This is a genomic window from Candidatus Methanarcanum hacksteinii (assembly GCF_964305265.1).
Classification (GTDB): domain Archaea; phylum Thermoplasmatota; class Thermoplasmata; order Methanomassiliicoccales; family Methanomethylophilaceae; genus Methanarcanum; species Methanarcanum hacksteinii.
Window position 1 is genome coordinate 162817 of the sequence record NZ_CAYATA010000002.1, and the last position, 19418, is coordinate 182234.

The 19418-nt window shown below is 48.4% G+C and carries 20 protein-coding genes; 8 read left to right on the forward strand and 12 right to left on the reverse strand.

The window, feature by feature from the left end; all coding sequences use genetic code 11:
- Nucleotides 1-3: 3 nt before the first annotated feature.
- Both rplM and ACI2NF_RS01645 read right to left on the reverse strand, forming a co-directional pair.
- Nucleotides 4-429 carry a 50S ribosomal protein L13 gene (gene rplM / locus ACI2NF_RS01640; protein ID WP_400148370.1) on the reverse strand — a complete coding sequence of 142 codons (426 nt, stop codon included), beginning with the start codon at nt 427-429 and terminating at the stop codon, nt 4-6.
- 5 nt (nt 430-434) lie between these two features.
- Nucleotides 435-803 carry a 50S ribosomal protein L18e gene (locus ACI2NF_RS01645; RefSeq protein ID WP_177971634.1) on the reverse strand — a complete coding sequence of 123 codons (369 nt, stop codon included), beginning with the start codon at nt 801-803 and terminating at the stop codon, nt 435-437.
- A 260-nt stretch (nt 804-1063) separates the two neighbouring features.
- Here ACI2NF_RS01645 and ACI2NF_RS01650 point away from each other — a divergent pair, with 260 nt between their 5' ends.
- Nucleotides 1064-2101: a TIM barrel protein gene (locus ACI2NF_RS01650; protein ID WP_400148372.1), complete on the forward strand. Its 1038-nt coding sequence runs from the start codon at nt 1064-1066 to the stop codon at nt 2099-2101.
- A 1-nt stretch (nt 2102) separates the two neighbouring features.
- Nucleotides 2103-2642, forward strand: coding sequence for a 6-phospho-3-hexuloisomerase (hxlB, locus tag ACI2NF_RS01655; protein ID WP_400148374.1), 540 nt, complete (start codon nt 2103-2105; stop codon nt 2640-2642).
- Here hxlB and ACI2NF_RS01660 read toward each other — a convergent pair.
- Genes ACI2NF_RS01660 through ACI2NF_RS01675 form a run of 4 tightly spaced genes read right to left on the reverse strand, consistent with a single transcriptional unit; the run spans nt 2639 to nt 4622 of the window.
- Nucleotides 2639-3142: a hypothetical protein gene (locus ACI2NF_RS01660; protein ID WP_400206829.1), complete on the reverse strand. Its 504-nt coding sequence runs from the start codon at nt 3140-3142 to the stop codon at nt 2639-2641. The genes hxlB and ACI2NF_RS01660 overlap by 4 nt on opposite strands.
- A gap of 4 nt (nt 3143-3146) precedes the next feature.
- A complete protein-coding gene (locus ACI2NF_RS01665; RefSeq protein WP_177971630.1) occupies nt 3147-3617 on the reverse strand; it encodes a ubiquitin-conjugating enzyme E2 in 471 nt (156 codons plus the stop codon).
- Nucleotides 3614-3856, reverse strand: a complete 243-nt coding sequence (locus ACI2NF_RS01670) for a hypothetical protein (RefSeq protein ID WP_177971629.1) — start codon at nt 3854-3856, stop codon at nt 3614-3616. The genes ACI2NF_RS01665 and ACI2NF_RS01670 overlap by 4 nt, the downstream gene beginning before the upstream one ends.
- On the reverse strand, nt 3822-4622 hold the full coding sequence (locus ACI2NF_RS01675) for a ThiF family adenylyltransferase (RefSeq protein ID WP_400210987.1): 801 nt from the start codon (nt 4620-4622) through the stop codon (nt 3822-3824). Before ACI2NF_RS01675 ends, ACI2NF_RS01670 begins: the two co-directional genes overlap by 35 nt.
- A gap of 132 nt (nt 4623-4754) precedes the next feature.
- On the opposite strand from ACI2NF_RS01675, the gene ACI2NF_RS01680 reads away from it, so the two are divergent.
- Nucleotides 4755-4964: a DUF2116 family Zn-ribbon domain-containing protein gene (locus ACI2NF_RS01680; protein WP_400149685.1), complete on the forward strand. Its 210-nt coding sequence runs from the start codon at nt 4755-4757 to the stop codon at nt 4962-4964.
- On the opposite strand, the gene folP is transcribed toward ACI2NF_RS01680, so the two are convergent.
- From folP to ACI2NF_RS01700, 4 genes are read right to left on the reverse strand one after another with little or no spacing between them, the layout of a single operon-like run.
- Nucleotides 4953-5702, reverse strand: coding sequence for a dihydropteroate synthase (gene folP, locus ACI2NF_RS01685; RefSeq protein WP_400151070.1), 750 nt, complete (start codon nt 5700-5702; stop codon nt 4953-4955). The genes ACI2NF_RS01680 and folP overlap by 12 nt on opposite strands.
- On the reverse strand, nt 5699-6796 hold the full coding sequence (locus ACI2NF_RS01690; protein ID WP_177971626.1) for a (Fe-S)-binding protein: 1098 nt from the start codon (nt 6794-6796) through the stop codon (nt 5699-5701). The genes folP and ACI2NF_RS01690 overlap by 4 nt, the downstream gene beginning before the upstream one ends.
- Nucleotides 6797-8038 (reverse strand): nickel-dependent lactate racemase, encoded by a 1242-nt coding sequence (gene larA / locus ACI2NF_RS01695; protein WP_400151072.1) that lies wholly within the window; start codon nt 8036-8038, stop codon nt 6797-6799.
- A 57-nt stretch (nt 8039-8095) separates the two neighbouring features.
- Entirely contained in the window at nt 8096-9715 is a 1620-nt protein-coding gene (locus tag ACI2NF_RS01700; RefSeq protein WP_400146835.1) for a TrkH family potassium uptake protein, read from the reverse strand.
- Nucleotides 9716-9822: 107 nt separating this feature from the next.
- Here ACI2NF_RS01700 and thiL point away from each other — a divergent pair, with 107 nt between their 5' ends.
- Nucleotides 9823-10764, forward strand: a complete 942-nt coding sequence (gene thiL, locus ACI2NF_RS01705) for a thiamine-phosphate kinase (protein WP_400146837.1) — start codon at nt 9823-9825, stop codon at nt 10762-10764.
- Nucleotides 10751-11767, forward strand: coding sequence for an AmmeMemoRadiSam system radical SAM enzyme (amrS, locus tag ACI2NF_RS01710; RefSeq protein WP_400210988.1), 1017 nt, complete (start codon nt 10751-10753; stop codon nt 11765-11767). Before thiL ends, amrS begins: the two co-directional genes overlap by 14 nt.
- On the opposite strand, the gene ACI2NF_RS01715 is transcribed toward amrS, so the two are convergent.
- Nucleotides 11751-12575: a hypothetical protein gene (locus ACI2NF_RS01715; protein ID WP_400210989.1), complete on the reverse strand. Its 825-nt coding sequence runs from the start codon at nt 12573-12575 to the stop codon at nt 11751-11753. The genes amrS and ACI2NF_RS01715 overlap by 17 nt on opposite strands.
- Nucleotides 12576-12658: 83 nt before the next feature.
- Between ACI2NF_RS01715 and ACI2NF_RS01720 the strand changes: the two genes are divergently transcribed.
- The 3 genes from ACI2NF_RS01720 (at nt 12659) to gdhA (ending at nt 17254) form a co-directional block, all read left to right on the forward strand.
- A complete protein-coding gene (locus ACI2NF_RS01720) occupies nt 12659-14191 on the forward strand; it encodes a mechanosensitive ion channel family protein (protein ID WP_400201623.1) in 1533 nt (510 codons plus the stop codon).
- Nucleotides 14181-15719, forward strand: coding sequence for a mechanosensitive ion channel family protein (locus ACI2NF_RS01725; RefSeq protein WP_400210990.1), 1539 nt, complete (start codon nt 14181-14183; stop codon nt 15717-15719). Before ACI2NF_RS01720 ends, ACI2NF_RS01725 begins: the two co-directional genes overlap by 11 nt.
- 185 nt (nt 15720-15904) lie before the next feature.
- The gene (gene gdhA / locus ACI2NF_RS01730; protein WP_400146916.1) at nt 15905-17254 is read left to right on the forward strand and encodes an NADP-specific glutamate dehydrogenase; all 1350 of its coding nucleotides are present in this window, start codon (nt 15905-15907) and stop codon (nt 17252-17254) included.
- 177 nt (nt 17255-17431) lie between these two features.
- Here gdhA and ACI2NF_RS01735 read toward each other — a convergent pair whose 3' ends face one another.
- Nucleotides 17432-18709, reverse strand: coding sequence for a Fic family protein (locus tag ACI2NF_RS01735; RefSeq protein WP_400152440.1), 1278 nt, complete (start codon nt 18707-18709; stop codon nt 17432-17434).
- Nucleotides 18710-19418 lie beyond the last annotated feature (709 nt).

Consider the following 19418-nt stretch of genomic DNA (forward strand, 5'->3'; position numbering starts at 1 on the left):
GAATCACCTAACCTTTGAACCGAGGAACTTTGAGATCGCTCCAAGGGTAGTGTATTTGCCTGTGACCTTCTTCATTGCGAAGTCGACCTTCTCTTTGTCGACCTCTTCGAACTGCTTCGGTGTGCCTACGAACACGTGAAGTCTCCTGAATGCATCCCTACCAGACGTTGTCGTCCAGGGGATCATTCCACGGACACTCCTCTTGAAGAGAAGATCTGCCCTACGGGGGTAGAACGGTCCTTTCCTCTTTGTCGTATCTCCACGGTCCACTCTTGCTTTGTAATCTGCGAAGATCACATCTCTCTCGCCTGTGACGACGATTGCTTCCGAGTTCACAACGACGATCTCCTCACCGTTCATGATCCTCTCTGCGACGACGCTTCCAAGCCTTCCGAGCACTGCGTTCCTTCCATCAATGACTGTAACCATCCAAATCACCTCATGATCCTGACGTTAGAGCCCTTGGGGTTCTCCGCTACCAACTCTGAAATCGTGATAGCTTTTCCGCCTGCTGCTACGATGGCTTCCTTCGCTGCTGCTGAGAAAGCATATGCTGCAACTGTGATCTTCTTACTGATGCTACCTGCCGCAAGGACCTTACCGGCGATTATGATCGTCTGTCCGTCCTCGGCATATCTGTCAAGTTTGCTAAGATTAGTCTCTGCCCAGTTCCTCCTGGGTTTCTCGAGCCTCTTAGCAATGTCTCGCCAGATAGCAGCCCCGTTCTCCCTCTCTTTTGCTTTAAGATCATCGATCAAAGCAATGAGAGAAGGGTCTGTTTTGTTGAAACTCTGTGGCTTCATTTTACTGACTCTCCCGACATTGGGTAACCGCTCAATGGGGACGTTGTTAATAAAGGTTGCCCCCTTTTACATTACTCTAATAAGAAGGGAAAGTGCCCACAGTGGATACGGCCAATATGCAAATCTGAATGTATTTTCAGAGTACAACATATGCCTGGCACATACCTTAGCGTACGTGCCGATGATCGATCATGCTTATATCATTTTCTCGACATGGATTTATACAGGTATGCAATAAGCCCATTCACGGTGTATTACAGATGATAAGATTCGGCCCGGCTGGAATACCACTTTCTTGTAAAGGACGCACATTGAGAGATGGGATAGAGGATGTCCACAACCTCAGTCTCACGGCTCTCGAGATTCAAATGGTCAGATCTGGAACCGTGGACATATATCCCGACGAGGAAGATATCGGGATACCCGCGAAGGATCTCGAAGGTCGTTTCATCATCGAAGTCATACGTGACGAAGAACCCATCACCGATCTGAATATCCCTGTCGAGGAGGATGATATCCTCGTGCAGATGACATCTGCATTCGCATCTAACTTCGGTGAGTTGTATGAGATAGGCGATCTTGCGAAGGAATTGGATGTGGGAGTGTCACTACATACGCCGAATTACATCGATCTTGCATCGGACTCGCCCCTCACCGACGATTGTCTCAACAGCATAAGGCACGCGGCTCTCATCGAGAATGCCTTGGGAGGAGATATCGTCGTCACCAACCTCGGACTCTACAGCGATATAAATGACGAAGAGGCATCTGAAGCTAACATCTACAACAATGTGGATGCGCTCATGGAGTGGTGGAAGGACGAGGGATTGAAACCAAAGCTCGGAATAGAGATCACAGGACAGCAGGAGGTCTTCGGTTCGTTGGAGCAGGTGTTGGACGTCTGCCATAACATCAAAGGACTTGTCCCCGTGATCAATTGGCCGCACTACCACTCGCGTACAGGCGGATCGCTCCTTGAGACCGAGGACTTCCAATATGTGATAGAACAGGCCGAACCGTATTGTAACGGTCACCTGCACACACTCTTCGCAGGTGCTGAACACTCGGACGGTAATGAACTCAGGCTTACACCGATAAAGAAAGGGGATCTCAAATTCGAGACCCTCGCCGAGTGTCTCGTTGACATGAGGCCCGATATGACGGTCATCTCATCCTCACCGCTCTTGGAACACGATGCGATGTACATGAGGATCATCCACGAGAGATACCTCAGCAAGAAGGTCGCCAAAGCGCTCAGGATGAAGAGGAAAGAGGAATCTGCCGCCGCAGAGGAATGAGATGTCCAACGATTCTTTGGAATACATCCTCGATCAGATCAGAGGAACGGTATCGTCCATCGATGCTGAATCACAGACGAAGCTCATAGATGAGATTGTGAAGGCCAAGACCGTTTTCATATATGGCGCAGGAAGGTCTGGACTCGTAGGGCAACTGTTCGCAGTACGTCTTGTACAGATAGGACTCGATGTACATTTCATCGGGGATATGACGACACCGATCATAAGCAAGGACGATCTCACCATCCTCATCTCCAACACAGGTGAGACCATGTCCGCCGTACAGACTGCTAACATCGCAAGACGCATAGGGTGCAGAGTCGCATGTCTTACCAGTAATGCGAAGAACAAACTTGCACATGCATCGAATCTTGCTATAATCGTCGATCATAACGGGAATAAGGATGCGAAGTATGCGCCTCTCGGAACGATTTTCGAGGATAGCGTCAGCATATTCTTCGACAGTCTCGTCCCATCCATCATGGAAAGGAAAGGCATGGATGAGGATGCCATGCGCAGAAGACATGCGATTTGGGTCTAATCAGCTTCCATTATGACCATGTCGATCGGTTGTGGATCTCCGATCGTAGTATCGAACACCTTCAATTCACGTCTGACAGGATCGATCACTATCGCGAATCCGAATTCTCCAGAGAATATCCCGTCCTGTGTCCTCACATCCACTGGTGACATGTAGCAGCCGAGATCGAGATGGGAATGATACCATCCCACCACACATTCACGTCCAACGAATTCCATGGAAGCGAACATCTCGTCGAAGAACCTCTCATCGAATTCTGCATGTCTGCTATCTGCCAAAAGGACCGATGTCGTCGTCCTGTGAATGATAGCATACTTCCCGCCATCATCCTCATAGACCTCGCCTATGATCAACCCTATGACCTCGGACCCCTCATCAAGACCAGCCTGTGCATGGTCAGTCATCTCGGACAACACATGTTCCGGAACGAATATCTTTGCTGACCTCACCATCCTCTTCCTGTACTCCACACATCCCTTGTCCGATGAAACGATCCTCATGATATCACTTTACGCTGGCGCTTATCCTTGCCTTTCCCTTCGAAGCGAAGAATTCAGCGGCCTTCTTGCACGAATCCGTCCCGAATGGACTTGCAACGTTCGGCTCGACCAACAATGTCATTATCCCATTTAGAAATGATGACAATCTCGTACCATAGGTCCACTCGTTCAACATCTTTATGCATACCAATCCTCCATCCTTCGGACTCATGATATTCGGATGGAATATCTCGGTCTTCCACCTGACCTCGGGCTTGCATTGACCATAGTCCTTGGTTATCGTCACGGAGAATTCATGTTCAGAGACCACCTTGTCCCTTGTCGCATAGGCCAATGTGTCCGTTATCTTCATGCCTATGGTCAATGGTAACTCAGTGTTCTCGGGATCTATCTCTATATTTCCATCCATGAAGTCCGAACAATCCCTCAACTCATTGATCAGTCTCCGAAGGACGATCTCTTTCGGATAACTCATGCTCCACCCTCTGGATCCGGGATCATCTCCAGCATGTCATCGGTCACGATGCCTGCTTCATGCATCGTCATCGTTGATATCAACAATGATCTCCCCTTCTTCAGGACGAATGCTCCTGCGTCCTTCTTCCAATACTCTGCAGCACTACAGATTATCTCTCCGATCCTATCCTCTAACTCGACCTCCATCCTTATCGTGGAGCCGTTAGCCATGTTCTTCACTGTTATTATCAGACTCATCTACACACCTGTGGTTCGGACAGGAGGTGGAAACAGGTACAGTGTAGATGCCCATGTTCCCACTCATTCCGTCGTAATACAATATGTCGCGTATGCATAGCTCCTGCTTATCGGACATCAACTTCAATGCCTCCCTCACCTGTATCGCTGCGATGATTGATGCAGTAGTGATGTCCGATGCTTTCTTAGGGACGAATGCCTCCCCGTTGCCTGTACATGTGAACCTCATCTCCATGAGTTTCACATGGGTACGATTGAGCGTACATTCCAAACACGGCCCCCCTGGAACTATCACCTGTACCTTCCCGATGAATCCATCTATGGCCCCATCGATGAACGGTACCCCGTGATGATATGCGTGCGCGTTGACATGCATCCTTGCCTTGAGATTATCCACACAGCCGATGATCAGGTCGTAATCCCAATCGACCACATCCTCCACATTGGAATGTATACCTGTTATCGAACAGGACGGATCGAGTTCCATACCTCTCTTCGCTACGATCTCCGCCTTTCCAGAGACTTTCACGTCAGCCTCCCTGAAGAACAGACACCTGCTCAGATTGGATGGTACGATATCATCCATATCCACGACCATTATCCTCTTGAATCCCGCAAGGACCATGTCCTTGATGACCTCGTTGCCCAAAGCCCCTGCACCAACGACCATACAGCGAGCGGACTGTATCCTGTCGATATCCATCCATTCGAACCGCCTCATACGGTCGTATCTGTCATCATCCTCGAAGCCTACGTGGATCATCATATCACATATTATATCTAAGATATTATGAATATATAATATAAATATAATACTTCATCCAGAACACGTGAAAAATGAAGATGACTACAAAGAACAGAACTATCGGATATGCCTAAATACCAAACAACCGTTCATATGGATATGCAACTGCCCGAACATGATCACTGCAGATACTGCGGGGACCCGATAAGATACGGAGAAGAATTCTGTGACGATTATTGCAGAGAACTCTTCATAGAACAGGAGAAGGCAGACAAGAAGAAGGATATCAAGTTCTATGCGATGATCGCAACGACACTGGGCGGATTGTTCATCGCAGGCGTATTGATGAAATTATTTCTTTGATATGGCGTCGACCATCGCAGGTACGTTATGTACCCTGACTATGTCCGCACCGGATCCTATGGCACGCATGGTCACACGTACTGTAGCATCATCCGCTTCCATATCGGGATAATACAATGAGAGGAATCTTTTCCTTGAAGCCCCGATCAACACCGGACATCCGAGGGAATACTCCGATGAGTTGTCGATTATGTGCATGTTCAGCTCTGGAGTCTTGCCGAATCCTATCCCGGGATCCATTATGATCTCCCTGATGCCATGATCCAATGCGCACTCCTTCCTCTCTCTTAGAAAATCGACGATGGATTGATCGGATTCAACTCCCAGTGGATTATCCTGCATCGTCAATGGCATGCCCGACATGTGCATTATCACTGCAGGTACGCCAGCCGATGCTATGAGTTCCATCATACCATCGGCACGAAGGCCGTAGACATCGTTGATGATATCTGCACCTGCACCCAACGCTTTGGCCGCAACCTCCGTCTTCATGGTATCCACGGAGATCTTGACATCCGATACCGATGACAATTCCTTGATTATCGGGATGATCCTTCTGATCTCCTCGTCAGCATCGACGGGAGTGGCCCCGGGTCTGGTGGATTCTCCGCCGATATCTATGATATCGGCACCTGCATCCACCATCCCTAGGGCGAATTCCAATGCATCCTCCTTATGCTTCCCACCATCCGAGAATGAGTCGGGAGTCATGTTCAGGATGCCCATGACCTTCGTCATAACAGTTCGTCCACGATCTCCATAAGATCGATGACCTTGACATCCTTGTCCTCCGAACCGAATATCAAGTTACTGACGCAGAACGGACATGCCGTGATGATCGTCTTAGCACCGACAGCCAAAGCCTCGTCCACCCTTGTGGCCGCTATCTTCTTGGATTCCTCGGGGTATGCTGAACGTACGCCTCCGCCTCCTCCGCAGCAATGGCTTGTCGCCTTGTTGAACTCCATCTCCTTGAATTCGATACCAGGGATCATGGAGATCACCTTCCTGGGTGCGTCATACACGCCTGCGTGCCTTCCTAAGTGACATGGGTCGTGATATGTCACCACGCCCTCCATGGGTTTGAGCTTGAGTTCCTGCTCGGCAAGGAATTCTGTCATGTGTTTGACTTCGAATGGAACATCCACGAATTTCGGGTATTCCTCTTTGAACATCCTGTAACATCCTGCGCATGAGAGTACCAATGTCTTTACGCCCATCGAAGTGATCGCATCGACGTTCTTCTGCATGTATCTCTTCACATCTTCGATATCCCAACCGACCCTCTGCATCACCGAACCGCAGCAGATCTCGTCGACCGTCGTATAATCGACACCGAGTTTGTCCAATATCGAGAGCGAGGCCTGTGAGGTCTTCTTCGACCTGTATGTGGCGGTACAACCTGCGAAATAACCGATCTCCGCCTTCTTCGGAGTCCTGCCAAGAGTCTCAACGACAGATTTCTCCTCTCCGTACGGATTGTTGTATTTCAGAATGTTATCGCACATCGCTTTGTGCTTCGGCAGGATGTGACCGTTCTTCACGAGATCCGCTCTGCACAGTTCGATTATATCGACGATCTTCACCTTCGAAGGACATCTGCGTACACAATCCGCACATGTCGTACATGTGTACATGTTCTCAACGACGGAGTCGTCAGGTTCTATCTCTCCGTTCAACAATCCGTATGTCAGTACGATACGTCCCCTGGACAATGCTGAATCCCAACCAATGGCCTTGAATGACGGACATACGCTCTTACAGAATCCGCACATCGTACATACATTGACAGCATTCCTGACCAATTCCAATCTATCTGTTTCAAATGTCATCTAATTCACCATCGGTATTGTGACGCTTCCATCCATGAGGATGATTATCTTCGCATCCTTGTTCTCCTTCAATGCCTCTTTCACGGCATCGTCGACGGTATCGAAGGGCGTCATGTTGGCATCACTCATGAGCTTCTTGTCCAATCCGGTCACTGCCCAGATGTCGGCCCATGTGGCGATCTCCGCCATCTTGGCGGCCTTATGGTATCCTAACTTATACTCCTTGTTGAGGTTCTCCAGCACGATCTTCGGATCCTTGGAGGATGACAACTGCTGTAAGAACGTCTCATGGCCTATGCCTTCTCTGCATTTCGAGACCATGACGATCTTCCCGCCTTCCTTCAGTGCCCATTTACCGTTATCCAAGGCTTTCTGCGATTGGTATAGGTCGACATCCATCGGATATGGTGCGACGGATATCACCATGTCAGCTTTCTCTGGGATGGGTACGCAGAACACCTCTTCTGCCCATCCGACCGCTGTCTTGAATGCTCCATTCAGATCCCCAGAGGCACATTTGTAGATGCTCTGGTGCCTATCCATGACGATCTGTATCGAGAAGATCTTCTTACCCTTGACCTGTTCTAGGGCATCCATCATATCCTCGTGCACAGGGTTACCGTCCAATGCCAATGCCTGTGCCTCAGGCCTCATGGCCAATCTGTGATTCGCTTCGATGGTCCTGAACGAAGCCACTCCGGGAAGGAACGATTTCCTACCGCCTGTGTAACCTGCGAAATAATGCGGCTCCACGCTTGTGATTATGACCAAACGGTCCGAATCGACAGCTACCCTGTTGATCTCCATGGGCGTACCATTCTTGGAGTTGCCTAGGTAGACACATTCCGATTCCTTCGCGTTGTGGCAGATGATCCTGTCCTTCAGCTCATCGTAGTGCTTACCGAATACGAAATCGTACTCCTCAGGAGTCATATCTCTATGATTGCCTGTGGCGATGATGTATCTCGCTTTCCTGAGATCCATCCTCTTCGAAAGCGCATCGAGTACCTTCGCTGTTGGTGTCGGTCTTGTTCCATCATTGACGATGAACACTATATCCTCTCCGCCGTTGAGGAACTCATCCAAAGAATCGTAACCGATCGGGTTGTCGATGGATTCATTGATGACCTCATCTGGCGAACCGCATGTGACATCCTTTGGGTAGAAGATGCCTATGAGATTCTCGTCCGGGATCTCCGTCTTCTGAATCTCATCCTTTCCGTACTTTATATCCACTATCATAGGACTGAACGCATTAACCAGTAGAAAGTATATAATGCGTGCGCGCGAAGATGTACGTCAATCCTTCGGTATGGATGCCTGTTCTGGTTCCGGACCGATATCATCCGATGTCGCATCGTCCTTCTTGCGGATGATACGGGATACGATCATATGCGGTACGCTCAGGACCTTCTCCCTGAACTCGAGCATACTGCTTATTCCCAACAGTTCCTTCCAGAATCCTTTGGTGAAGATGACCAATATGGCAACGATCTCGACACGTCCTAGGAACATGAGACCGCATGAGAACAGCTTCATACCGCCTGACATCGCACAATAGTTACCGAACAACGCTCCCATGCCTGGGCCTGTACCGGAGACCAATGCGCATGATGCGAAGAGTGCCTCGCCCATCTCCATCTCCATGTCCATCACCATAGCTCCCACGAAGATGGTTATTATGAACATGAGCGCTACGACTGTAGCGCTGCGTACGACGCCTTCGTCAGCACCTCTGCCATCGAACCTCACGCTGTAGACAGCATTGGGATGGACTGCCTGTCTGACCTCATTCAGCATGGATTTGAGCACTATCAATGCTCTGGAGATCTTGATACCTCCCGCGGTGGATCCAGTGGAACCTCCTATGAACATGACCACCAACAACAAGGACATCCCGATGAATGGCCATCCGGTCGTATAGTCCACGGTGGTGAATCCCGTAGTCGTACCTATCGATACCACGGAGAACAGGACATCGACAACAGATTCCAATACATTCCCGGTCCCGCGTCCGTTCATGAACATCGTGACGAGTACCAATGCGCTCACGGCCGAGAAGAACAATACCATGAAACGGAACTCCTCATTCTTGCGGATGGCACCGAACTCACGTTTGACGAACACTTTGTACTGAAGATAGAAGTTGGTGGCGCTGATCAGCATGAAGATCATGACAGCTATCTTGACGAGCACGCCATATGATGCGAAACTATCGCTCGTTATCATGAATCCGCCGGTACAGATGACGCATAGCGATATCGTGCTAGCCTCCAACCATGATAGGCCCAGAAGCATCAGGATTACAAAGAATGCCGCCGTCAGTATGACATAGACGGAAACATACTGCTTCGCCGCACTCTCCATCTTGAGATATAGGTTACCGGAACCCGAACCCGACATCTCATTCTGTAACAGACTACGGCCGCCGGATACGACCATCGGCATGATGAACATGAACATCGTGACGATGATGATACCTCCCACCCACTGGGTGAGTGCTCTCCACAACAACATGCTCTGAGGCAATGATGCGACATCCGGCAATATCGTCGCACCTGCCGTGGTGAATCCGCTAACGGATTCGAATATCGCGTCCACGAATGACAGTCCATAGATCAGATATGGGATGGTACCTACGACGAACAACCCTGCCCAGAGGGTTATGATCATGACGATACCATCCACCGGGCGCATGACCTTCGGATTCTTGAAGAAGATCATCAGAGCTGATGATATCAGGACACATGGTATCACCGGGATCAGGAATGGCAATGTAGATTCATCCTGCCAGATCGCCACAGCCAGTGCTGGTATCATAAGGAGTGATGTGAATAGGAGCACCACACCCAACACGTGAAGTGATCTGCTCTCGATCTTGGTGAACGGATTCCTCTTAACCCGCTTTATACGCCCCATATGACTTCGTAATGTCGTACTCCAATAATAATACTTTAATTCTGGCAGACATAGGGATACATTCCCGACAAGAATGCTTAATATCGTTTGACAGGATTTCCGCAATGATGTCATCATTGAAGGAAGTCGGCGAACGTCATCTCATCGAGAACATAATGGGAGTCATAAGACCATCCCCTGGAATAAAGGGAACTGCGGATGATGCGGCAGTGATACCCACGGATGGGGACGTTGTCGCATGCTCCGACATAGTAACATTCGAAAGGCATATGCCCAAGGGCATGTCCTATGAGAAATTCGGATGGACGGCGGCAGCTGTCAACTTCAGCGATCTGGCTGCGATGGGTGCCAGACCGATCGGCATCCTCGCTTCGTTGGCCATGCCTGATGATATGGATGAGAGTGAATTGTACGATATCATGAGCGGCATAGACCAATGCGCCGAGTTCGCAGGAACGACGGTCATAGGCGGGGATACGAAACCAGGCCATGGGGCGATATCATGCACCGCACTAGGGACCATGGATGGACGCAGACCGATGATGCGCAATGGCGCAGACATAGGCGATGTAGTCGCCGTCACAGGCGGATTGGGAGGTGCGGCTGCAGGATTCAAAGCGATCGAGAACAATCTGGAGGCCGAGGATGCCATCTTCAAGCTCATGACTCCCGTTCCACTGATCTATGAGGGCATCGAACTCTCGAAATGCGGTAAGGTGACATCTTGCATCGATCTGTCCGATGGTCTCGCGACCGCAGCCAACACGATATGCGAACAGAGTCATGTCGGCATGGAGCTAGTGTACGAGTTCCTCCCTATCGATCAGGATGTCGATGAGGTCTGTGAGAGATTGAGGATCCCAAAGAAGGACCTTGTACTGAATTGGGGCGGAGAATACGAACTCATGTTCACATTCCCCAAGAGCGAGATAGAGACGCTTCAGAAGACGGGCGTGTTCTTCTCCATAATCGGTCACATCACCGATGATGACGGAGCATACCTTCTGGAAGATGATGAATGCGTGAGGCTTGGATATGGGTGCTACTAGTCCTGTCAAGATAGAGGCGAGGTACTATGAGCGTACCGATGATGGGTACATCTGCCACCTCTGCCCACACAACTGCAGGATCGCCATAGGGAAATACGGTCTCTGCGGTACAAGACGCGGGAATGAGGATTTCCTAGAGGCATACAGCTACGGGAGGGTATCATCACTTTGCGTGGACCCCATAGAGAAGAAACCTCTCAATCACTACTATCCCAAGAGCAAGATCTTCTCAGTGGGCGGCATCGGTTGCAGTATGACATGCAAGCACTGTCAGAACTACTCCATATCACAAAGGGAGACAGGGAAGAAACGCACAACGTATGTCTCCCCTCAGGCACTTGTGGACATGTGCAGGTCCGAAGGCATGGATTCGATCGCCTTCACATACAATGAACCGATGATCTGGCTTGAATACATAGAGGATGTCATGAGATGCGATCCGGATCTCAGGCTCGTACTTGTGACGAACGGCTTCATAAACGAAGAGCCGCTGAAGGATCTATGTAAGATAACGAATGCTATGAACATAGACATAAAAGCATTCAGGAATGAGTTCTACAGAGATATATGCCATGCCAACCTGGATGATGTTCTCAGAACCACCAAATTGGTGTATGGATCCGGAGTACATCTCGAGATCACATACCTGTTGATCCCAGGCTACAATGATTCTATGGAGGAGCTCACGGATTTCTCCGAATGGGTCGTGAACGAGCTATCATCAGATGTGCCTGTCCACTTCACAAGATTCCATCCTGATAATGGGATGGATGATGTCCCTTGGACCCCTGTCGAGACGATGATCGCTGCCAAGGAGATCGCCATGAATGCGGGACTCGAGTTCGTATATCTAGGGAATGTCATGGTGGAAGGCGGGAACGATACCATCTGTCCGCAATGCGATACCGAGGTCATAAGAAGAACGGGATACATGGTGGATCTGGAAAATCTTGATGGTAACAGATGTGCCTGCTGTGGTGCCCATCTCAACATAAAGAACTGATCATCGACCAAAGAGGATCCCCTGCAAGGGTGATGAACACGAATGCCATAGTGATCGGTATGATGAAGGGTATCATCGGTGTGACCAACACCTCTTTGATGCCTTTTGAACCCAACCTGTCGTATGCGCCTTCATCCGCGCCACCCCTTGTAATCACGACCTTTTCATCCACCACATCCTGTTTCAGCCATACGTGTGATCCTTTTGCCTCTTCCAACTCCATCCTGCGCCATGGACGGAATCCGATATCCCTTTTCAGAAGATTACCGATGATGATCGATAGTGCATACAACGAAGTGAACGATGTAGCATAGAACAACAAAGACATGGTGAACGGCATGTTCGAACCTGCCATTGTTGTCAAACAATATGACGAGACATCCCTGTGGAATGCTATCGACATGACGATCATACATTTCGCATCCGCGCCACCCCTCAATATCCCCATGACATACATCAGATAGAATGTGATGGAAGACACCATGATGCATACCCCCATCCTCACGATACAGTCATCGGACGAGAATGATATCGGTATCAGAAAAAGACACATAGTGATGATCCAATAGATCGTTCCCATCATCCTGCCCGTGTCCAACCATAGTATACCTATCGCTATCATCGCAGAAGCCGTCGCCATCATGATGCCGTGGACCCCTTGGGCATCCGACATCACGCTGATTACTCCCATCGACCCTATGATCCACCAGTGGATGTCATGGACTTCGCGATGCTTGTGGTCCTGATAGGATGCTGAGATCAATACGATCAGTACACCAGCTATCAACAAAAGGTCGCGGTCGCACATATTCTATATTATAATATATTTATTATTAATATGTTTGAATACCCATACATCGACCTTATTATAGGACAAATACATGAACGGTCATGAAATGGAGATCGATTGTTGCCTTGACACTGATATTGATAGTGTCTATACTGTCGATGCCAACATCATCAGCGTATGATGCTGCAAGCACTGAGTGCGACAACGTAACAGTGATGACATTTGCAGGCAACATTGAGATAAGTGTGTTGGACAGTTCTGATTTCACTCTCAACATCCATAATGGCAACGATGTCCCTGTGATGGTGAACATATCACAGGTTGATGACAGCCCCATCAAGGTGAACATAGAAGATGACATCATCGTTGATGCTGGGAAGACAGTGAACGTCAATGGCGTACTTGCACCCAAGAGTTTCTGCAGGGACGATGACTATGAGATCGAGTTGAAGATCAGCGTGATTAGAGGGGAGATGACACCGCATGAATCCGAATTTAGATTCACGGTCACGACCGTGAGCAGCCTCTCCAGCAACGGATACTACATGACGGTGATGGGATTGTTCACACCCCCAGAACCGTTTGATACGGAGATGTGGTGCATCACATTCACGATAATAGGATGGATAGGTCTTGCGATAGTCGTCTCCATCATCGGATCCGTCGTCATAAGAGCTATAGGAAGGAGATTCGCGACTGAAGGATCCACTGTGAACGGTTGGTTATTCACATCAGGCGTATTCATAATGATAATCGCCACAGGGATCATCAATCTCGCACGCGTCATGGCTGTGGATTACAAACTATTGGCGACGATCGAGATGGTCATGAGCTTCGTGTACATATTCACCTGCGCGATGGTTGCATGGGATGTGTACAAGGCATTCGTATTGTATCTTCTCAAGAGAGCGGAGAGGTTCAACACGGAAATCAATACATCCCTGTTACCGCTCACGCATCTGTTAGGGAAGATCATCATAACGTTGGTAGTGGTCACATACATCCTATCCAAATTGGGCGTCAATCTTGCAGGCATGATCGCTGGAGCAGGTGTTGCGACGTTGGGTGTATCCCTGGGTGCGAAACCAGTCATCAATGAGTTCTTCTCTGGATTGATAGTGCTCATGACACGTCCGTTCATCAAGGACGATCTGATAAGAGTGGATGGCGGCGATACACTGACCGTCAAGAGCGTAGGCGTGATGAAGACCACATTCTACACAGGATACTCCAACGACATCATCTCCTTGCCGAATAGCATGCTCACATCGAAGCCTATAACGAACATCAGTTGGGTGAACAGGAACTACCGTAGCACATTGAATGTCAGAGTCCCTATAACCTGCGATATCGAATTGGCCAAGAGACTCATCATAGAAGCGGCCACAGAAAATCCGAACGTACTGGAGGCCAAAGAGGATATGCACGGACCGGTTGTTGTGGTATCCGATACGAATGACCATGGCGCCATGGTCCTCACACTTGCCTGTTACTTCAAGAACTATGGGGATTCGTTCGATGATATGGGAATGATCCGTGAAACCGTTCTGAAGAAATTCTACGAGAATGACATACGCATTCCAGGACACATGACTATAACGAATATCATGGGGGTCGAATCACATGAAGAATAAAAGCATCATACTGTTGGCAATCATCGCGATATCTTTGATATCCCCTATCGCGATGGATTCATCAGATGCATCCACGGCCGTGACGGTAAACGGCATCACGCTATCCACATTCGATGACAACGTCAGTATTGCCGCGGGGGATTCCGCCACCATAAGCATCATGATGACGAACAATAGCACAGATTACATCTCCACCTCCGTGAAGATCGATCCCAGCAAGAACTATTCATGTTCGGTCGAAACGAATGAATATCATATCGCTAAAGGCAACGCAGCCAAATGTACGGCGGATATCAAAACTACCAAATACAGCGAACATGGGGATTATTCGGTCAACATCCACGTGAATGTGTTCAACTTCGCTACCAATGTCAATGAAGAGACCAACATCATCGTCAAACTCACGATAGAACCCGAATATTCGGACAGCGGGGGATTCAACAAGATATTCGGAGTATTCGACCCGTTGCCTGAACCATTCAACACGCCGTTGATATCTGCAAGCATAACATTCGTGATGTGGTGCGGTATCGCCTGCCTCGCATATGTCGCATTGAGGATGATATGGGCGCGTATATTCAAGAATGATGACGATGACCGCAAGGACATCACAAAGACGACTGGAAGGATGATGATACTCGTCATCATAGTCATCGGTATACGCAAATCACTCATCGTATTCGGTGCGTACGACGTTATCATCAATGCTGTCGAGGACGTGACCAACCTCATATTGGTGGCCCTTGGAACGATAATCGCCTGGAGCATATACAAGAACCTGATCTCCACATTGTTCCACAAATCAGAGAGGAATGGGAAGCTTACCGGAGTGGATACGACATTGATCCCACTGTTCCGTATGATCGGAAAGGTCGTCATCTCCGTATGTTCGGTATCTGCATTCCTCTCCATACTCGGCATGAATCTCATGGCCATATTGACAGGTGCGGGTATCGTCGGTATCGCGATATCGCTCGGAGCGCAAGGCATACTCACCGAATTCTTCGGAGGCGTCTCCATCCTGGTCACACGTCCGTTCAAGGTCGGGGACATGGTGCAGATCGGTACGGAGAAGAACATCTACGAGGTCAGGCGCATCGGACTCTTGAACTGTGAATTCAAGAATTGGACCAACCGCGAGCACTACATACTCCCGAACAGCGCTGTATCCACATCATCCATCGTCAACATCACAGGACGTACCGACATCTACAGAATCTATCTCTATTTCGATGTGGATTATGATGCACCAATCGAGAGGACCAAGGAGATCATCCTCAAACACGCATACAACAACTCTGATGTCGTGACCGATCAGGACGGATTCAAACCATCCGTGAGATTGGATTCATTCGACTATTCGTACATGTCCTTCCGTCTTGCCGTATACATCAAGAACTTCAAGGACAACATCAGAGTGACTGGTGAACTCAACGAATCGATCTACTCAGAACTCGTCGAAGAGGGAATCGATTGTCCGTACGAGATCTATGATGTATTCGTGAAGGATGAGGCCAAAGAAAACTGATGACGGCCATGCCGTCATCTCCTTTTTTATTTATTCTTAAATTAGACATATGTCTAATTATTTTTCATTTTATTCGCTCATATGAACATTTTTCATCAAAAATGATTAAATGATTTCTAATAAAACGGGGCTATGTTCAAATACTCAATACAATGATGAAATACAGCATCCAATAGGTGAATCAAATGGCAATAAAGAACAGCTATCTCAAAGAGGTGTTCGAAGGCCTCAAGAAGCGTAACGCAGATGAGCCTGAATTCCTCCAAGCCGTAGAAGAGGTCCTTGAATCATTGGAGCCTGTCGTTGAAGCAAGACCTGAGATCCAGGCCAATGGCATCATCGAGAGGATCGTCGAACCCGAGAGGGTCGTCATGTTCCGTGTATCATGGGTAGATGACAATGGAAAGGTCCAGGTCAACCGTGGATACCGCGTACAGTTCAATTCGGCCATAGGCCCATACAAGGGAGGATTGAGACTCCACCCATCCGTCAACCTATCGATCCTCAAATTCCTCGGATTCGAACAAATCTTCAAGAACAGCTTGACGACACTTCCGATAGGCGGAGGTAAAGGAGGATCCGATTTCGATCCAAAGGGTAAATCTGACAATGAGGTCATGAGGTTCTGTCAGTCATTCATGACGGAGCTCGCCAAGCACATCGGCCCCGACACAGATGTTCCTGCAGGAGATATCGGAGTCGGCGGAAGGGAGATCGGTTATCTCTTCGGACAATACAAGAGACTTCAGAACGAGTACACAGGTGTCCTCACAGGCAAATCGATCACCTGTGGCGGATCGCTCGCAAGGACTGAGGCTACAGGATACGGACTCTGCTACTTCACCAACGAGATGCTCAAGGATGCCGGAAAATCATTCGAAGGCAAGACCGTCGTCATCTCAGGTTCAGGGAATGTCGCGACATATGCCACTCAGAAAGCGACAGAACTGGGTGCGAAGGTCGTCGCTATATCTGATTCAAACGGATATATCTACGATGAGGCAGGAATCGACTACAAGATCATGAAGGAGATCAAGGAAGTCAAAAGGGACAGGATCAAGACATACGTCAACTACTCCAAGACCGCGAAATACACTGAGGGTTGCAAAGGGATATGGACGATACCTTGTGACATCGCTCTCCCCTGTGCTACACAGAATGAACTTGATGAAGAATCTGCAAAGATCCTCGTGAAGAACGGTGTCTTCGCCGTTGCAGAGGGTGCGAACATGCCCAGCACACCTGGTGCGATCGCCGTATTCCTCAAGGAGGGTGTCCTCTTCGGTCCTGCCAAAGCAGCTAATGCAGGCGGTGTGGCCACATCAGCACTCGAGATGTCTCAGAACAGCATCAGGATGGCATGGACATTCGAAGAAGTCGATGAGAAACTCCATGACATCATGAGAAGCATCTACAAACAGGCATCAGAGGCCGCAAAGAGATACGGCATGGAAGGCAACCTCGTTGCAGGAGCCAACATTGCCGGATTCGAAAAGGTCGCCAATGCCATGATCTGGCAGGGCATATCATACTGAAACTCATGAGTGGGGGCGACCAGCCCCCACTCAATTCGTCATCAGGACACACTTGAATTCTAATCTATTCTGATCTTGAGCATTTGCACATACTGCTCCCGAACATAACGCCGAGTAGTCGACCCAACGTGTTAGATCCTACCAATTTGGTAAGGTATTGGTAGGGTATTAAAAATATCAAACCTTCTTTCCTGACCAAGAGTAGACCTTCATATTGACTTCTCTCCCCGCCTCTATCAATAATCCTGCTTCAATCAGATGCCTAATATCGGCTCTTGCCGTATTCAAGGATACTTGATTTTGATTCTGTATCGATCTTACAGTGACCGTTCCGCCACCCATGAGGCCATTGATGATCCTGATCTGCCTATCGTTCAACCCATGATTGGATAGTTCAATCATCGTCGAACGCTCCTCTCTTATCTTCCTTTTCAGATAATCTTCGAATTTATCAAGAGAATCCATCAATGCTTTGAGATTGTAATGTATGAAGTATGTCATATCGTTGCCATCAGTCTCTCCAAACACGTATGATTCCTCATATTTGCCCTTGTGATCCTTAATGTATCTGGATAAAGCCAGATATTCCATCGACTGGTAACCGCTCTTCAATTCATACCAATAGAACAATGTGCGTGCGACACGCCCGTTGCCATCTTCGAAAGGATGTATGTACGCGATTGCATAATGGAGGACCATCCCTTTGATCACCGGATGGAGGGATTCTCCTTCGTCATTGATGAAATCACAAAGCTGTTGCATCGCGGATTCAATTTCATTCATCGGTATGGGTTGATGGAATACCTCCCCAGATGATGGATCTTGTACAACGACATCATCATTATCACGAAAAATCCCCATGTATCTCTCATCCAGAGTTCCTTCGGTCACGATCCTATGGATGCTTTTGATCAGTTCTAGAGTTAGTGGCTGTTCCGTTTGATCTTTGATGAAACGCATAGCCTTGTAATTATTGACGATCATCCGTTCAGATTTATCCTTAGGGCGAGCGTTTTTACGCAGCATCTCTTTTGCTTGCTTGGTTGTAGTGATCGCCCCCTCCATTTGGCTGGATGCGATGGATTCCTCCATCAGGGAACTGATGGAATAGTATGACTTCTTATGCGGATCCATCACATCAGGGAATGATCCAACGGACGTCCTCATGTCGAATTCATGAAGCATCTTCATCGCCCTATCAGATATGAGATAACGATAATGCGTCTTACCGAATACCAATGTGTTGCTATTGTCCATGCGGACCAATTTCATCCTTGCCCACACTGTGTCCGGATCGAACGGCCCTGTATCTCTCATACGAACCTCTGACCAATGAAGATATTTCTTGTTGAAATCCTTCGCGAATTCTTTGATCTCCTCAGATAGAACTGCTTTAGATTTTTGTTCATCTGACAGGATGATATCGATCTTTGGAGGATTTCTAGGAAAGTGCATACTCAATGATGTCTATGACAATATAAATACCATACCAATTTGGTAAGGTATTGGTAGGGTAATGGTAAGATAGCATCGATAGAGCCTGACCTTGACAGATATGTCGCTTTACACCTGCGTGAAACTTCTAACACTCTATCTTTTACTCTATCAACCAAATTAGGCCATAGTCTTTAAGCAAACTTACGATTGGTCAGCAAGCATACTCCAGAATACTTATTACAGATATCACCGATGCTGTCGGGAAAATCTTTCCGGATTACAACTGCCGACAACTGATAGGGATAAAACTATCCCTAACCAGGGTCAGAGTTTATTCACTCGTCGAGTGAAAGCTGTTTGGAAATCATTTAAAATTGTTCTTGCTCATACTTCTGCAACCTTTACTTGATCTCGTCGTCCTCGAATTCCATCAAAGGTATCGACTTCCACTGCTGGCCCTTGACCTGCTCAGAATGCATGAACGATACCGCCAACAGAAAAGGTTCCCGCAAAGAGGAGATAGTGGAGAACATCGACTATCCGAAGCAAGGAACATCAAGCTTCTGAGATCGGACCAAGAACACGAAAGTACCTCTGTGCAGGACACTGCTGAATCCTTTAGTCGCCCGACGGACACGTGAGTGGACGTTGCGCACCCGGAGCGACCTTCAGGGAGCGAAAGATGCGGGTGACACAGGGGCCTGGCGGCACCGGTGCGTCGGACCTC

Excerpts from the sequence above, each read along its gene's own strand:
- ACI2NF_RS01725 (WP_400210990.1), top strand. The coding sequence starts at position 14,181 with ATGAAGAATAAAAGCATCATACTGTTGGCAATCATCGCGATATCTTTG.
- ACI2NF_RS01675 (WP_400210987.1), bottom strand. The coding sequence starts at position 4,622 with ATGATGATCCACGTAGGCTTCGAGGATGATGACAGATACGACCGTATG.
- ACI2NF_RS01670 (WP_177971629.1), bottom strand. The coding sequence starts at position 3,856 with ATGAGTCTGATAATAACAGTGAAGAACATGGCTAACGGCTCCACGATA.
- ACI2NF_RS01660 (WP_400206829.1), bottom strand. The coding sequence starts at position 3,142 with ATGAGGATCGTTTCATCGGACAAGGGATGTGTGGAGTACAGGAAGAGG.
- ACI2NF_RS01645 (WP_177971634.1), bottom strand. The coding sequence starts at position 803 with ATGAAGCCACAGAGTTTCAACAAAACAGACCCTTCTCTCATTGCTTTG.
- hxlB (WP_400148374.1), top strand. The coding sequence starts at position 2,103 with ATGTCCAACGATTCTTTGGAATACATCCTCGATCAGATCAGAGGAACG.
- ACI2NF_RS01680 (WP_400149685.1), top strand. The coding sequence starts at position 4,755 with ATGGATATGCAACTGCCCGAACATGATCACTGCAGATACTGCGGGGAC.
- ACI2NF_RS01715 (WP_400210989.1), bottom strand. The coding sequence starts at position 12,575 with ATGTGCGACCGCGACCTTTTGTTGATAGCTGGTGTACTGATCGTATTG.
- amrS (WP_400210988.1), top strand. The coding sequence starts at position 10,751 with ATGGGTGCTACTAGTCCTGTCAAGATAGAGGCGAGGTACTATGAGCGT.
- thiL (WP_400146837.1), top strand. The coding sequence starts at position 9,823 with ATGTCATCATTGAAGGAAGTCGGCGAACGTCATCTCATCGAGAACATA.
- ACI2NF_RS01650 (WP_400148372.1), top strand. The coding sequence starts at position 1,064 with ATGATAAGATTCGGCCCGGCTGGAATACCACTTTCTTGTAAAGGACGC.
- ACI2NF_RS01690 (WP_177971626.1), bottom strand. The coding sequence starts at position 6,796 with ATGACATTTGAAACAGATAGATTGGAATTGGTCAGGAATGCTGTCAAT.
- larA (WP_400151072.1), bottom strand. The coding sequence starts at position 8,038 with ATGATAGTGGATATAAAGTACGGAAAGGATGAGATTCAGAAGACGGAG.
- folP (WP_400151070.1), bottom strand. The coding sequence starts at position 5,702 with ATGACGAAGGTCATGGGCATCCTGAACATGACTCCCGACTCATTCTCG.
- ACI2NF_RS01665 (WP_177971630.1), bottom strand. The coding sequence starts at position 3,617 with ATGAGTTATCCGAAAGAGATCGTCCTTCGGAGACTGATCAATGAGTTG.
- rplM (WP_400148370.1), bottom strand. The coding sequence starts at position 429 with ATGGTTACAGTCATTGATGGAAGGAACGCAGTGCTCGGAAGGCTTGGA.
- ACI2NF_RS01735 (WP_400152440.1), bottom strand. The coding sequence starts at position 18,709 with ATGCACTTTCCTAGAAATCCTCCAAAGATCGATATCATCCTGTCAGAT.
- ACI2NF_RS01720 (WP_400201623.1), top strand. The coding sequence starts at position 12,659 with ATGAAATGGAGATCGATTGTTGCCTTGACACTGATATTGATAGTGTCT.
- gdhA (WP_400146916.1), top strand. The coding sequence starts at position 15,905 with ATGGCAATAAAGAACAGCTATCTCAAAGAGGTGTTCGAAGGCCTCAAG.
- ACI2NF_RS01700 (WP_400146835.1), bottom strand. The coding sequence starts at position 9,715 with ATGGGGCGTATAAAGCGGGTTAAGAGGAATCCGTTCACCAAGATCGAG.